The 13610-nt window shown below is 39.0% G+C and carries 12 protein-coding genes; 2 read left to right on the forward strand and 10 right to left on the reverse strand.

Annotation, left to right across the window (positions count from 1 at the left end):
* Window positions 1-81: 81 nt before the first annotated feature.
* The 6 genes from B9T28_RS01920 to B9T28_RS01945 all read right to left on the reverse strand — a co-directional run bounded on the left by B9T28_RS01920 (window position 82) and on the right by B9T28_RS01945 (window position 6788).
* Window positions 82-651, reverse strand: coding sequence for an HdeD family acid-resistance protein (locus tag B9T28_RS01920; protein WP_086202266.1), 570 nt, complete (start codon window positions 649-651; stop codon window positions 82-84).
* Window positions 652-772: 121 nt separating this feature from the next.
* Window positions 773-1531: a hypothetical protein gene (locus tag B9T28_RS01925; RefSeq protein ID WP_086202267.1), complete on the reverse strand. Its 759-nt coding sequence runs from the start codon at window positions 1529-1531 to the stop codon at window positions 773-775.
* 85 nt (window positions 1532-1616) lie between these two features.
* Window positions 1617-4262, reverse strand: coding sequence for a type I DNA topoisomerase (gene topA, locus B9T28_RS01930; protein ID WP_086202268.1), 2646 nt, complete (start codon window positions 4260-4262; stop codon window positions 1617-1619).
* Window positions 4263-4292: 30 nt separating this feature from the next.
* Window positions 4293-4742 carry an ammonium transporter gene (locus B9T28_RS01935; protein WP_086202269.1) on the reverse strand — a complete coding sequence of 150 codons (450 nt, stop codon included), beginning with the start codon at window positions 4740-4742 and terminating at the stop codon, window positions 4293-4295.
* Between the two features lie 616 nt (window positions 4743-5358).
* A complete protein-coding gene (locus B9T28_RS01940; RefSeq protein WP_086202270.1) occupies window positions 5359-6360 on the reverse strand; it encodes a hypothetical protein in 1002 nt (333 codons plus the stop codon).
* A 182-nt stretch (window positions 6361-6542) separates the two neighbouring features.
* Window positions 6543-6788 (reverse strand): SlyX family protein, encoded by a 246-nt coding sequence (locus B9T28_RS01945; RefSeq protein WP_086202271.1) that lies wholly within the window; start codon window positions 6786-6788, stop codon window positions 6543-6545.
* Between the two features lie 33 nt (window positions 6789-6821).
* Between B9T28_RS01945 and B9T28_RS01950 the strand changes: the two genes are divergently transcribed.
* Window positions 6822-8726: an ATP-binding cassette domain-containing protein gene (locus B9T28_RS01950; protein ID WP_086202272.1), complete on the forward strand. Its 1905-nt coding sequence runs from the start codon at window positions 6822-6824 to the stop codon at window positions 8724-8726.
* A gap of 262 nt (window positions 8727-8988) precedes the next feature.
* On the opposite strand, the gene B9T28_RS01955 is transcribed toward B9T28_RS01950, so the two are convergent.
* Window positions 8989-9966, reverse strand: a complete 978-nt coding sequence (locus B9T28_RS01955) for an acyltransferase family protein (RefSeq protein WP_086202273.1) — start codon at window positions 9964-9966, stop codon at window positions 8989-8991.
* A gap of 167 nt (window positions 9967-10133) precedes the next feature.
* Between B9T28_RS01955 and B9T28_RS01960 the strand changes: the two genes are divergently transcribed.
* The gene (locus tag B9T28_RS01960) at window positions 10134-11069 is read left to right on the forward strand and encodes an LpxL/LpxP family acyltransferase (protein ID WP_086202274.1); all 936 of its coding nucleotides are present in this window, start codon (window positions 10134-10136) and stop codon (window positions 11067-11069) included.
* A gap of 233 nt (window positions 11070-11302) precedes the next feature.
* Here the strand turns inward: B9T28_RS01960 and B9T28_RS01965 are convergent, their stop codons facing one another.
* The 3 genes from B9T28_RS01965 to B9T28_RS01975 form a co-directional block, all read right to left on the reverse strand.
* Window positions 11303-11560, reverse strand: a complete 258-nt coding sequence (locus tag B9T28_RS01965) for a DUF2789 family protein (RefSeq protein ID WP_086202275.1) — start codon at window positions 11558-11560, stop codon at window positions 11303-11305.
* Between the two features lie 214 nt (window positions 11561-11774).
* Window positions 11775-12761 carry a malate dehydrogenase gene (locus tag B9T28_RS01970; RefSeq protein ID WP_086202276.1) on the reverse strand — a complete coding sequence of 329 codons (987 nt, stop codon included), beginning with the start codon at window positions 12759-12761 and terminating at the stop codon, window positions 11775-11777.
* A gap of 170 nt (window positions 12762-12931) precedes the next feature.
* Window positions 12932-13594, reverse strand: coding sequence for a ribonuclease T2 family protein (locus B9T28_RS01975; RefSeq protein WP_086202277.1), 663 nt, complete (start codon window positions 13592-13594; stop codon window positions 12932-12934).
* Between the last annotated feature and the right edge of the window lie 16 nt (window positions 13595-13610).

Below are 13610 nucleotides of genomic sequence, written 5' to 3' on the forward strand. Positions count from 1 at the left end.
GAAAATTAAATAATATTTATACAAATATACAAAAAGGAGCGCAATCAATGCACTCCTTCGCTTTATAACAGCATTAAACACTTACGCGTCTGCTGAACTCGGTGGAATTTTTTTAATGGCAGCCGCGAAAGTAAGATAATTCACGCCTTGAAATAAAATATCCACTGCTAAAAACAAACCCAGTACCCAAAATGGTGAATCAGGTGAAGCCAAAATAATCGCACCGGTTGCCAAGGTTAATAGCCCTGAAAATAAGGTCCACCCCCAACCAGAAATCGGTTTTAACATAAATGCATTAATAATCCGAATAAACCCAGCGATGAGTAAGGCTATCGCCAACAAACTGGTTAAAACAATCGCAGTTTTAATCGGTGAGGTAAAGGCATAATAACCTGCGACCCAATATAAAATCCCAAAAAGTGCCCAAAACCAGCGATACCCACCGTCAAAAATTTTAAATGCAGCAATTAAGTGTAGTGCGCCACCGATCATCATTAGCACACCAAATAACACCACTGCGGTTAGTGTAGCCACGCTTAGTGAAGCCAATAAAATAATACCAAAAACCACCAATATTATTCCAATTAACAAATACCACTTACGATTCTCATGTAATTGATGACGAACTAAATCATTTCCCACGGTGCGCATATTCTTCTCTTCATTGTTATTCAATATATTTTTATTGTTATTTGAATATAAAAGTTTGTCTGTATAAGAACTGCATCAAAAGTTATGTGGATAAGTATCAAATTATCCACATGCAGCCAAATTACTTAACCCAGTCTATCTCCTGAGCCGTAGCTCGACTGATCATAGTATCGCTTAAACTATCGGGAGTCTGGCTCTGCTTAGCATTTAAAGGGATATAGCCTCCCATAATTTCAGCTCGGTGCTGAGGATAAAGTGGATTTTGTTCAGGATCTGCATAACCGAGAGGATAAATTGGTTGACCCGTTTGTAAATCATATTTATCTTTTGCACCAAAGGCATGCAGTAATTCATGTACTAAAACTACTTTATTCGAACCACTTTGTTTCGTAGATGCAAATAGGTTTACAGACCCAATTCGCCCACGTTCTAAAGCAACGGAATGTTTAAGTTGTTTAATATACTGTGGATCATAATAATTCAAATACAAAGTAACACTGGGAGAACCATCTCCACGCTCATGCTGCTGCCAAGCATAGTAACGAAATTTCAAACTCCACCAAATATTACTGAGAATGCTATTACTTTCAGGAACTTTAGGTGGAATTTTTTTTAACTCTCGCCCCAATTGAAAATAAAATTGAGTCGGCTGCCCTCGAAATTCTTTAGATTGAGTTTGAAGATAGCGCTGCATTTCCTCTAGATCATCTATGGAAAGCTGTTGAATATAGTGTGCAGTAGCAGGTCGAGCATCTGCATTAATTGGATGTAATAAGACCGTAATAGGTTTATTCCAATCCTGATTCATATCTCGCCATGCATTAACAGCAACAATGACCAAAATGATGAGTAAACATGCCACTCGAATATTTTTCCACATCAAGATCAGCCCCTATCATTATTGTTTTAAAATAATACATATAAAAAATGCTAACCGAAGTTAGCATTTTTGACAGAATAAAGCATTAAGCTTCAATCCATTTGCCATCTTGATACACAAGACTCCACTTAGTTTGTTTACCTTCAGCATTCTCAGAACCAATATATTGCACTTGGTTTTTACGGCTGAACTTCACTAAAGTAGGATTTCCTTCAGGATCAGTGTCAGGTGCTTGCAAAATAAATTGGTATTTCGGATCAAGCTGCTCTGCAACTGAACGCAGCTCAGCCACTTTCGGTGCTCGAGTTTCACGCACTTTCGGAAACTTACTCGCTGCTAAGAATAAACCTGCCGCCCCATCACGAAGAACAAAGTAATCATCGTGCTTAGTTGAACGTAAGTGTTCCATTTTAATTGGATCAACACGCGGAGGCGCTGGCTGACCACTCTTCAAAACTTTACGAGTATTGTCACAACTGGTACAGGCAAAATATGGACCAAAACGCCCTGTTTTAAGCTGCATTTCGCCATCACATTTATCACATGGAATACTTGGGCCATCATAACCTTTTATTTTGAACTCACCTTCTTCAAGTTCAAAACCAGCACAATCGGGGTTATTACCACAAACATGCAATTTACGACCGCCATCAATGACATAACTGTCCATTGCCGTTTCACAAATAGGGCAACGTTTTTTCGACATTAAGTCAGCAGTTTCCGCACTATCATCATCAGATAATGCTGCAAGTGATTCGACTGGGGTTAAGTTAAATGTACCTTTGCAACGTTCTTTAGGTGGCAAGTTATAGCCTGAACATCCCAAAAATACACCAGTGGTACCAGTACGAATTTGCATTGGACGATCGCATTCTTTGCAATGTACCGAGGCCACTTCTACAGGTTGATTACGGCGCATGCCATTTTCACCCTGAGCCGTGGTTAAACGTTTTTTAAAATCACCGTAGAAGTTATCTAACAGCTCTTTCCAATTCCGTTCACCATCAGCAACTTTGTCCAGCTGACCTTCAAGATCTGCGGTAAAAGCATAATTCATCAAATTATTGAAATTTTCATCGAGACGATCAGTCACGATTTCGCCCATCTTCTCTGCAAAGAGACGACGATTATCCAATTTCACATAGCCACGATCTTGAATGGTAGAAATAATAGCCGCATACGTTGAAGGACGACCAATGCCTTTTTTCTCAAGCTCTTTGACCAATGATGCTTCAGTAAAGCGTGCCGGTGGCTTGGTAAAGTGTTGTGATGGATCTAATTTCTCAAGTTTGAGCACTTCACCCACTTTAACCGCAGGTAAGAGTACATCATCTTCCGCTTTATTGGCGCCACGTACTTTAGTGAAACCATCAAAAACCAAAGTACGACCTTTAGCTTTGAGTTCGACGCCATTGGCATCCACCAAAATAGTTGATGACAAATATTCAGCAGGCGTCATTTGACAGGCGACAAACTGACGCCAAATCAAGTCATAAAGACGCTGCGCATCACGATCTACACCGACAAGCTGATCACCCTTGAGTGCAACATTAGATGGACGAATCGCTTCATGCGCTTCTTGTGCACCCGCTTTATTACCATAGCGAATTGCTTGAACTGGCAAATATTTTTTACCAAATTCAGATTCAATATGGCCACGTACCATACTGACGGCATCGTCACTTAAGAACGTTGAGTCAGTACGCATATAAGTAATAAAACCAGCTTCATACAGTCGCTGTGCCATGGTCATGGTTTTCTTAACAGAAAAACCTAAACGAGTACTGGCTGCTTGTTGCAACGTTGAAGTAATGTACGGTGCACTTGGATTAACTTTGGTCGGTTTATCTTCACGAACAGATACTTTGTATTCAGCATCTTTTAACGTTTTTAATAATGCATCAGTTTGTGCTTTATTTTGCAATTTTAAGGTTTTACCACCTTGTTTCACTGCTTCTAAACGAATCTCATCACGTGATGATTTGGTATCTGCAAAAACTTGCCAATATTCTTCTGGAATAAAAGCACGAATTTCACGCTCACGCTCTACCACAAGTTTGGTTGCAACCGATTGCACCCGACCTGCCGATAAACCACGGGCAATTTTTTCCCACAATAAAGGAGAAATCATAAAGCCAACGATACGATCAAGGAAGCGACGTGCCTGCTGAGCATTCACTTTATCGGTATCTAAACGTGAGGGATGCTTAAACGCTTCCTGAATGGCATTTTTAGTAATTTCGTTAAAGACCACCCGCTGATAACGCGATTCATCCCCACCAATCACTTCTTTTAAATGCCAAGCAATCGCTTCCCCTTCACGGTCCATATCCGTTGCGAGATAGATTTCATCGACTTGTGAGGCAAGTTTTTTCAGTTCAGCAACCACATGCTCTTTGCCTGGCAACACTTCATAATGTGCTTTCCAGTCATGCTCTGGGTCTACCCCCATGCGATTGACTAACGCGGACTGAGCTTTTTCAGCTTTTTGTTCATCCGTCAATTTGGTTCGCGTGGCAGGTTTTTTTTCTGTACTTTTGCTTGAACCACCCGTTGGCAAGTCACGAACATGACCAACCGATGACTTTACAATGTAATTCGAACCTAAGTATTTATTAATGGTTTTCGCTTTTGCAGGCGACTCCACAATCACTAAGGCACGTTTCTTCCCAGCATCAGGAGATTGTGCTGTGGAGGTGCTTTTGGATGTGGACCGAGGAGCATTCGCCATAATGAACCGTTTTTCCTAATATGATAAAAATTAAATTTCAGCTAAAGAATGTAAATAGGCTTTCATATCTTCAAGCTGTGTTGCTCTGAGGTCTGACTCTTCATCCCAATAGAGTCCTACACAGTTAGCTTGCATATCAATAGCATAAATACCTTTTAATGCAATGGGAAAATCTTTAAATTTCTCATCACCCTGAATAATTTGTAGTGTTTGATTTTCAACTCTGGCACGCATTAATGGAAGACGAGCCGTTGGAAGTAACACACTATAATACGCAACCATACTGGCACGTTTTTCTGTTGCCAATGGTACGCCTGTCCAATCAGGTGCAACCACCAATCTTGGATGCAACCCCATTTTCCGTGCTTTTTCTCGCATTAAGCCTAAAGCTTTTTCTCTAGGACTGACCCTTAAGCCAAAAATTGAGCCCAACACAAAAACAATGATGATTACCGCAACCCAAGTACCTGTGTGTTCCATAGTTCACCTTTATATTCCTATATTAGAGTTGCATAAGCTGAATATAAAACGCAAGATTAAAATGCAGATTGATGCTGAATAAGCTTTTTCAAACTGATTTTTATGCTGAATTTCCCTTAAACTCAGTTTTATTTTATGCTTTCCTCTTCATAAAACATGATCCAATCGCCGAATAAACGAGTCGAGGATTTAGGATTTAGCCTAGTTTTGTGACTGAATATTTACTTTAGGGAATCCTTCAGGATAAAATTTTTGGATCATTCAGACATGCTCTTCCAGCAATCTTCACTGCTTAGACAACACGGGATTTGAAATAGATTCTAAGGTTTTTACCACTGACTAAAACGCACAACTGATTTGCTGTAATCCAATGATCAATAAGAAGTAAAACCTACTTCCCAGAAATATAGCCACAAAATAGTGTTCTACACCATCTCAAATTGCTCTGCATTTTATTCAAAACACTGTTCTGTGAATAATTCGCTCAACACAAGCACCTTGGTTTATTACACATCCAATCAATCTAAATTTTTATTGAAGCTGACGTTACAACTCTATCAATAAAAAAAGTCTCAACATGCAAAACACATCGAGACTTTTAAATAAGCTGATTCAATCAATTCAAGAACATTTCATGACTATAAATCACCGCACGACCATTCCACGAAATATAACCTTTTTCAACCAAATCTTTAAGCAATAAACGGACATCCGATTTTGGAAACATTTGTTCTAATAAGTCACGCAATGCATAAATATCTTTAGGTTTTTCAGATTTTAACGTATGTAATTTATGCATCACTTTAATTTGCATTGGATCGATTTTTTCAAAATTTTTAAACAATCCCTGTTGAATACTCTGTACAGAATTTGCTTGCTCATCGTCCTGTACAATGGTGTGTGTATTCGATTGTAATTTTTCTAGAAGTTTATCAATGCTCTCGACTTTAGACTCAGGCGCCTCCTCATCTAAATTCAATTGTGTCCATTGTCTTAACACTTTTTTACGTACAGAGACTTGTTCTTCATCACGTTTAATAATTTTTAAATTAATCAGCATTCCAACCAAATGTTGAGCATTTTCAGGGACAACTTGCAGAATATTACCCACAGAATTTCTTAACTTTTCAACCGTATTCGGTTTACCTGTCATTTTTCCCAAAGCATCACAATATCTTTTCACCATTTGCAAATATGGTTTTTCATTGATCGTTGCAATGCTTGGAATTTTATACTTGGATGCTTGCTCAATATTTTCTGGTTTAATTCGGCTCAAACTACAGCTCAAATCAGATGCCGACATCATTTGAACCAATATTTCACTACTTGGCATGGCCGAAATTATTTCAACATGTGTGTCAGGCTCAAGCAAAGCGATTAACTGACCGACAACAACCGCATATTCAAACTCTTTTTCTTGTGCCTTCAATGTTTCCAAAATCACGATCTGACCACTGCTAATCCAGCTTGCCAATTCAGTTAAATCTTCAAGTGTGTATTCAAACCGTCCTTGGCAATTAAATAAATAGAGCGTTGAATAATGCTGAATAATATCCCGCAACATCTTTGCTGTCGGCATATTATTTTCAAGATCGAGCAGAACGACTTTATTGAGCATGGCTAAACAATTGACAGTGTGTCGAAAAGTACACATTACAACGAGCTTTATAAAAAAGGTCAAATAAAATCATCACTTTAATGTAAGCATTCCTTTTATGACAATGAACACCATAATGAATCAAAAATTCAATATGACTACATATTTCTCCCTCCCCGAAGAAAAGGTGATGCAGTCAGAAATCAATAATGTGGCGGACGGTTACTCAATGGGTCAAAAGCGGCAATTCCATCGGATAAATCAGTAGACTCAAGACGTTGATACAAAAACTTAATTTGTTTTTTTAAATCAATTAGTTCGACATTTTGTCGAGCCACTTGCTCATTTAAATGTTCAACTAAATCATCTAAAAATGCAATTCGGACTTGCAAATCTTCTATGGGTGCGGAAAATGACGCCTGATCATTAAGATTTTTTTGTTTAGTCATTTTAAGTCCTCATTTTGGATTTCAGGAAACAGTATGGCCTATATTACGTTAAGGGATGTCCAACTCGCATTTGGCGGACCCTCCCTGCTCGACGGCGCGAACTTCAATTTAGAGCGCGGTGAACGAGTTTGTTTGATTGGCCGTAACGGTGAAGGTAAGTCTACTTTACTCAAGCTGATTGAGGGAAGCTTACTGCCAGATCGTGGTGAAGTTTCTATACAAAATGGTATTACCATTTCAATGTTGGCACAAGACGTGCCAATGGACTCTGGTAAAGTCGCTGATATTGTCGCCGATGGTGCAGGTGAAGCCGCAACAATACTCCGAGCTTACCACGAAGCTAGCGATGCGTGTGTACTGGGTGATATGGATGCCTGTGATCGCATGGGTGAGCTTCAGCATAAACTCGATCAAGTCGATGGTTGGGCTTTAGAAACTAAAGTTAACTCTATCTTAAGCAAAATGGGATTAGATCCTGATGCTGATCTAGCAGATTTATCGGGTGGTCGTAAACGTCGCGTACTATTGGCACGTGCATTACTGACTCAACCTGATGTTTTGTTACTCGACGAACCAACCAACCATTTGGACGTTGAAAGTATTGAATGGTTAGAGAAATTCCTCCTCGACCAAAATAACTTAACACTGCTATTTATTTCGCATGACCGTTCATTTGTCGACAGCATTGCGACACGTATTGTTGAACTGGATCGTGGTACTTTGCGCAGCTATGAAGGTAACTATTCACGTTACCTTGAATTAAAAGCCATGCAAATGGAAGCTGAAGAAAAGCAAAATGCGTTGTTTGATAAACGTTTAGCTGAAGAAGAAGTTTGGATTCGCCAAGGTATTAAAGCACGTCGTACCCGTAACGAAGGGCGTGTTCGCGCGTTGAAAGATTTACGTGAAGAATCGAAAGCACGTCGCTCACAGCAAGGCAAAGTGAGCATGGCAACGCAAGATGCCAATCGTTCGGGTAAATTGGTCTTCGATATCGAACATCTTAGTGTTGCTTTTGGCGACCAAGAACCAATTATCAAAGACTTCTCTGCACTGGTGCTGCGTGGCGACCGTATTGGTTTAGTCGGTGACAATGGTGTGGGTAAAACCACATTGATCAAAGCCATTTTAGGTGAGCTTGAACATGGCGGTACTGTGAAAACAGGTACACAGCTTGAAGTGGCTTATTTTGACCAACTCCGCAATGCACTGGATCTAGAGAAATCGGTTAAAGATAACATTTCAGAAGGTTCGGATTTTGTAGATGTAAATGGCGGTCGTCGTCATATTTACAGTTATCTTCAAGATTTCTTGTTCTCACCTGAACGCGCGCGTACTCCTGTCAAAGCATTGTCTGGTGGTGAACGTAACCGTATTCTGTTAGCTAAACTGCTCCTTAAGCCATCGAATTTAATCGTTATGGATGAGCCAACCAATGACTTGGATATGGTGACTTTAGAGCTATTAGAAGAAATGCTCGGTGGTTATAAAGGCACATTACTGCTGATCTCGCATGACCGTGCATTCATGGACAATGTCGTGACTTCGACTTGGGTCTTTGATGGTAAAGGTCATATCGATGAATACATCGGTGGTTATCAGGACTATTTAGAACAACGTCCTGATCAAACTGCGGTTGATCAAAAAAGTGATGTAAAAAAAGCCCTTGCAAAAGCCGAAGCAACTGCTGCCGCGACTGCACCGAAAAAAGTGAAGCTCAGCTATAAAGATCAGCGTGCATTAGAACAATTGCCTGCTGAAATGGAAGCACTTGAAAAAGAGCAAGCTGAAATCAATGCGAAACTTGCAGATGGTTCATTGTTTGTATCTGATGCAGATGCAGCCATGAAACTTTCCGCTCGTTTGACTGAAATTGATGATCTTCTACTGGAAAAATTGGAACGCTGGGAAACTTTAGAAGAAATGACTAAAGGCTAATTGCTACACATTTTTCTGTTTTGACATTAAAACTCCGTATCCGTACGGAGTTTTTTTGGGGGAGAAATAAAAAACTATTAAGATGATTTTGTTCAAATGATTGGCTCTTATTTCTGAGCACGCTCACTATTCTTTTCAATATAAACTCTATAATTTTTCATCGAAATCATAACCATAAAACCATTACAGCCTATCAACTTAAATGAATCATCTTCAGCATATTTTCGCCCCAAATCTGGTTGTCTATTTGGAGTACTCTCGCTTACTTATGCCATAATTTTTCGGTAGGTTTCATTAACCAGAGTGATAACTTTCGCAGTAACTGATCAAAAATATTTTGCTGTAAGATCCAGCAGGTTATCGTGGAAAAAATTAAACAAATCAATATTTCGATACTGATATGAAAATCTAATTTCCAAGATCTGGCAATCAAAATCACGACAAAACCATGTAATAAATAGACGGCTAAGGTATTTCGACCGAACAGAATAAAGCGTTGCCCCATAAAATAAACCAGTACAAAAATTGCAAAAATGCCCAAACTAGAAACCAACAAACAGCCCGCACGAATCAGGATTCCATCCATGCTACTAACTTGCAATTGTTGATAACTCAAACTGCCATAGAGCCAAAATGGGTTGATTTTTGTTAGGTCAACCAAAGTCATTATTCCAAGAGCAACGCATAAACCAATTACAGCGGTAAATTTCCGTTGTTGGATAAATTGAATGATGTGTTTACCGTAACAACATCCCATCATAAAGAATGGAAAAAACACAAAAATTCGCCCAATCGAGTATTGATAATTATTCCAAGGACTTAACCCAACACACAAGGCCATTGCGACCGCAATGATGACGGGGAATTTAGTTTTAATGAGAAAATGGGTCAATAATGTCCACACCATCATTGCCATTAAATACCATAAAACCCAATAAGGTCGGACGAATACATTCCAATTGAATTGCAATGTTCCCGTCCACAACACCTCAAATACTGGAAATAAAATTTGAAAAGGCAAATATAACGCAACAAAGCAAAGAATGTTTTTAAACCAATTTTTGTCTTTATATAACGATCCTGAAATAAAAATAAAGGCTGGCATATGCACAAAATAAATCGTTGCTAACAGCGTATAATTAACAGGATTTCCCCACCCAATCATTCGTTCTAAAAAATGCCCAAAGACCACCAAAAAAATTAATACTGCTTTACTGGTGTCTAGATATGTATCTCGCATTCCCTATTACTCTTGGATGATCGGATCCCAGTTTAATTTTGTTCTTATAAAATAAATAGCAAATTCACTTCAGAATATCCCAGTGCTACTTTGTGCAATTTATACATCATTTTATCTTCGTGTTACACTTCACCCAGTTTTCAATGAAATTATGATCTCTAGTCCCTATGAGTAAAAAGCATCAATACAAACCCGGTGAATTTCAGTGGGCATTTCTACTTCCTCAATATTGGGGACTTTGGATTGCCATTGTTTCTTTGATGCTTCTCGCAATTTTACCGTGGGCGATTCAATACCGTTTAGCGAAATTATTAGGTCATCTTGCATTTAAAAGACTTGAGTCACGCCGTAAAACAACGGTACGCAATCTAGAAGTATGTTTTCCAGAATGGTCACCTGAACAAGTTCAAGAACATGCACGTCAAGTGTTTATTGACATGATGTTGGGGGTTTTTGAAACACTGAATGCGTGGTATTCACCACAATGGTTTAACAATCGCGTGAGCATTGAAGGTTTAGAACATATTACCCATGCACAGGCAGCAGGTCATGGCGTATTACTGCTTGGAACACACAGCACTTTATTAGATGCTGGCGGCTATATTTGTTCACAATATTTTGAACCGGATGTGGTTTACCGTCCACAGAATAATCCATTATTAGACATGTTAATTTATCGTTGCCGCGCCACAATCTACGCCAATCAAATTGACCATGACGATATGCGCGGATTAATTCGACATCTTAAAGATGGGCATGCTATTTGGTACAGTCCAGATCAGGACTTTGGCTTAAAACAAGGGGTCATGGCACCATTTTTCGGTACACCGGCTGCGACTGTGACAGCACATCGTCGTTTATTAAAAATATCGAAAGCTGTGGCTATACCTCTATATTTTTATCGCCATGGTGATATTAACAACCCTCAATATCGGATTTTAATTGAACCTGCGGTCGCCAACTTACCTAGCGATGATGAACTTGATGATGCTATTCGAGTCAATCAAATCATAGAGCAACAGCTACGTATCGCACCGACACAATATATGTGGTTTCATCGTCGCTTTAAAACGCGCCCTAAAGGTTACGAAAAAATTTATTAATTTTTATGATCAAACTGCTTTTCAAGAAACGTTATTCTTGCACCGCTGCAACATATAAATCGCTGATGATCTCCAATTTCAAAGCGGTGCATAATTAGATACTGAGTTTTTATAAAAACTGTTGCTCAGCAATAATTCCTGCTGTCAAAGTTAAAAAAACTGTTTCACGATAGCTACGCAAAGGGTTAATTTTTTACTTAACCCTTTTTTATTTACCACTTAAAGTCAAATTTTTAAGCAATTTGTAATTTATCTGCATCTAGATGCAATTGTTGATTTAGTTCATCAATCCAAATAGCCCAATCATCATCCTGTACCAAATGACTGATTAAAAAATCACGTTGTGACTTATTCCAAAAAGGTGCTTCATGTAATGATAAATGCCGAGGCAATTGATGTGTGCGTACATACAGTTCAATTGCCGCAAGACTAGAGGGTAATCCAAGTTGAGCAAACAACAGTTCTAAGGATGGTGTATTGTTCCCGAGCATTGCGCTCTCCTTATAATTTAAATTGTCATTGTTTATTTAATTAACTTATAAGAAGTACAAATTTAAAGATAGTGCTCTACCGCATTTTGTTGTTTCAATTTGTATTTTGGCTTTATTCAAAAAATTGAGAATCACTCAAATGCATAATTTATTTTTTAAAATATAAAAAAGCACTCCAAAATGGAGTGCTTTTTAGAAACTTAATCTTTAAAGATTAGTTGAACAAGTGAGCAATTGCCGCACGTTCGCCTTCTAACTCTTCAAGAGTAACATCCATACGTTCACGACTGAATGCATCAATTTCTAAGCCTTCAACACGCGTGTATTGACCATTTTCACAAGTCACTGGAACACCGTACATAACGCTTTCTGGAATACCATAAGAACCGTCAGAAGGAATACCCATTGTTACCCATTCGCCGTTTGTGCCAAGAGCCCAATCGCGCATATGGTCGATTGCAGCATTCGCAGCAGAAGCAGCAGAAGAAAGACCACGCGCTTCAATGATTGCCGCGCCACGCTTACCAACTGTAGGAAGGAATACGTTAGCGTTCCATTCTTGGTCGTTAATCATGTCTTTTACGCTTTCGCCATTGATCGTTGCAAAACGGTAGTCAGCATACATTGTTGGAGAGTGGTTACCCCAAACTGTAAGTTTTTTAATGTCTTTAACTGCTTTACCTGTTTTAGCCGCAATTTGGCTAAGCGCACGGTTGTGGTCAAGACGTAACATAGCAGTGAACTGACCAGGGTTTAAATCTGGAGCAGATTTCATCGCGATGTAAGCATTCGTGTTCGCAGGGTTACCTACAACAAGAACTTTAACGTCACGGCTTGCGTGGTCGTTAATTGATTTACCTTGAACAGTAAAAATCTTCGCATTTTCTTGTAAAAGTTCAGCACGTTCCATACCAGGACCACGTGGACGAGAACCTACAAGTAAGCAATAGTCAGCATCTTTAAATGCAACATCTGGATTATCAGTACCGATCATGCCTTCTAAAAGAGGGAATGCACAGTCTTCAAGTTCCATCATTACGCCTTTAAGCGCAGCTTGTGGCTTCTCAAAAGGAACTTCTAACAACTGCAAAATAACTGGTTGGTCTTTACCTAGCATTTCGCCACTTGCGATACGAAATAGTAAGCTATAACCAATTTGACCTGCAGCGCCAGTAACGGCAACACGAACGGCTTGCTTCATCTAATTATCTCCAATTGAGGATATTCAATGCGATTAAATAGTTAGTCCATTTAATCTAATAATCATAAACGCCAAAGATTGTACTCCAATCATTCGCGCGATGCATGTAAAAGAGCGGGTATTTCCACAAAAGTATGATAGGAAATATAAATGAATTGTGTCGAATTGACTCAATATGTACCTTTGATTAAGAAACTACTCGGGCAATTTGAAACAATATGATTTGAGCATTGTTTATACTGACCATTGACCGTGTAGCACACTTGAATTTCAGTCAAAATAGGATTCGATTTTGAGCTTTGGCAACTGAAACGAATACTGTTACTCGGCATACTCGGATTTAATTTTAAAAATTGAGCTTTTAATGCCGTGTGCTGCACACTTTTATTTTCAGAACTGGTTAAATCTGTTGGAATTTTAAGTTTCTCTGCCAGATTAATCACCATACGAAAATACTGACTGGAACTCATCGGAATACATCCCCCGATACTACGCCAGAGTCGAACTCGAGAGCTTTCATCAGGCATGACTCGCGCGACAACTTTCGCTTGTATAGGAGATAAAGTAGCCGATGTATTGGTAGTACATTCATTCCTATTAGTTTCTGGCAAGAGTCCTGTAATCGTGAGTGAGTATCCCTCTAAACATTGTCTTTGTTTTTGTTTACTCATATCCAATGCACAAATCGCAGGGGCCATCTGCACTTGCATCACATAACCTTGTAGTTGAGATGTCGTTGCATTTGCCTGAACAGAAAAAAAACAACTAGCCGCACAGATTAAAATCCACGCTAATACTTGTTTTTTTAGTCTTCGGAAAATTTTGTACATCATCAATTCAACACTAATT

Source organism: Acinetobacter silvestris (genome assembly GCF_002135235.1).
GTDB lineage: Bacteria > Pseudomonadota > Gammaproteobacteria > Pseudomonadales > Moraxellaceae > Acinetobacter > Acinetobacter silvestris.

Excerpts from the sequence above, each read along its gene's own strand:
- B9T28_RS01920 (WP_086202266.1), bottom strand. The coding sequence starts at position 651 with ATGCGCACCGTGGGAAATGATTTAGTTCGTCATCAATTACATGAGAAT.
- B9T28_RS01925 (WP_086202267.1), bottom strand. The coding sequence starts at position 1,531 with ATGTGGAAAAATATTCGAGTGGCATGTTTACTCATCATTTTGGTCATT.
- topA (WP_086202268.1), bottom strand. The coding sequence starts at position 4,262 with ATGGCGAATGCTCCTCGGTCCACATCCAAAAGCACCTCCACAGCACAA.
- B9T28_RS01935 (WP_086202269.1), bottom strand. The coding sequence starts at position 4,742 with ATGGAACACACAGGTACTTGGGTTGCGGTAATCATCATTGTTTTTGTG.
- B9T28_RS01940 (WP_086202270.1), bottom strand. The coding sequence starts at position 6,360 with ATGCTCAATAAAGTCGTTCTGCTCGATCTTGAAAATAATATGCCGACA.
- B9T28_RS01945 (WP_086202271.1), bottom strand. The coding sequence starts at position 6,788 with ATGACTAAACAAAAAAATCTTAATGATCAGGCGTCATTTTCCGCACCC.
- B9T28_RS01950 (WP_086202272.1), top strand. The coding sequence starts at position 6,822 with ATGGCCTATATTACGTTAAGGGATGTCCAACTCGCATTTGGCGGACCC.
- B9T28_RS01955 (WP_086202273.1), bottom strand. The coding sequence starts at position 9,966 with ATGCGAGATACATATCTAGACACCAGTAAAGCAGTATTAATTTTTTTG.
- B9T28_RS01960 (WP_086202274.1), top strand. The coding sequence starts at position 10,134 with ATGAGTAAAAAGCATCAATACAAACCCGGTGAATTTCAGTGGGCATTT.
- B9T28_RS01965 (WP_086202275.1), bottom strand. The coding sequence starts at position 11,560 with ATGCTCGGGAACAATACACCATCCTTAGAACTGTTGTTTGCTCAACTT.
- B9T28_RS01970 (WP_086202276.1), bottom strand. The coding sequence starts at position 12,761 with ATGAAGCAAGCCGTTCGTGTTGCCGTTACTGGCGCTGCAGGTCAAATT.
- B9T28_RS01975 (WP_086202277.1), bottom strand. The coding sequence starts at position 13,594 with ATGATGTACAAAATTTTCCGAAGACTAAAAAAACAAGTATTAGCGTGG.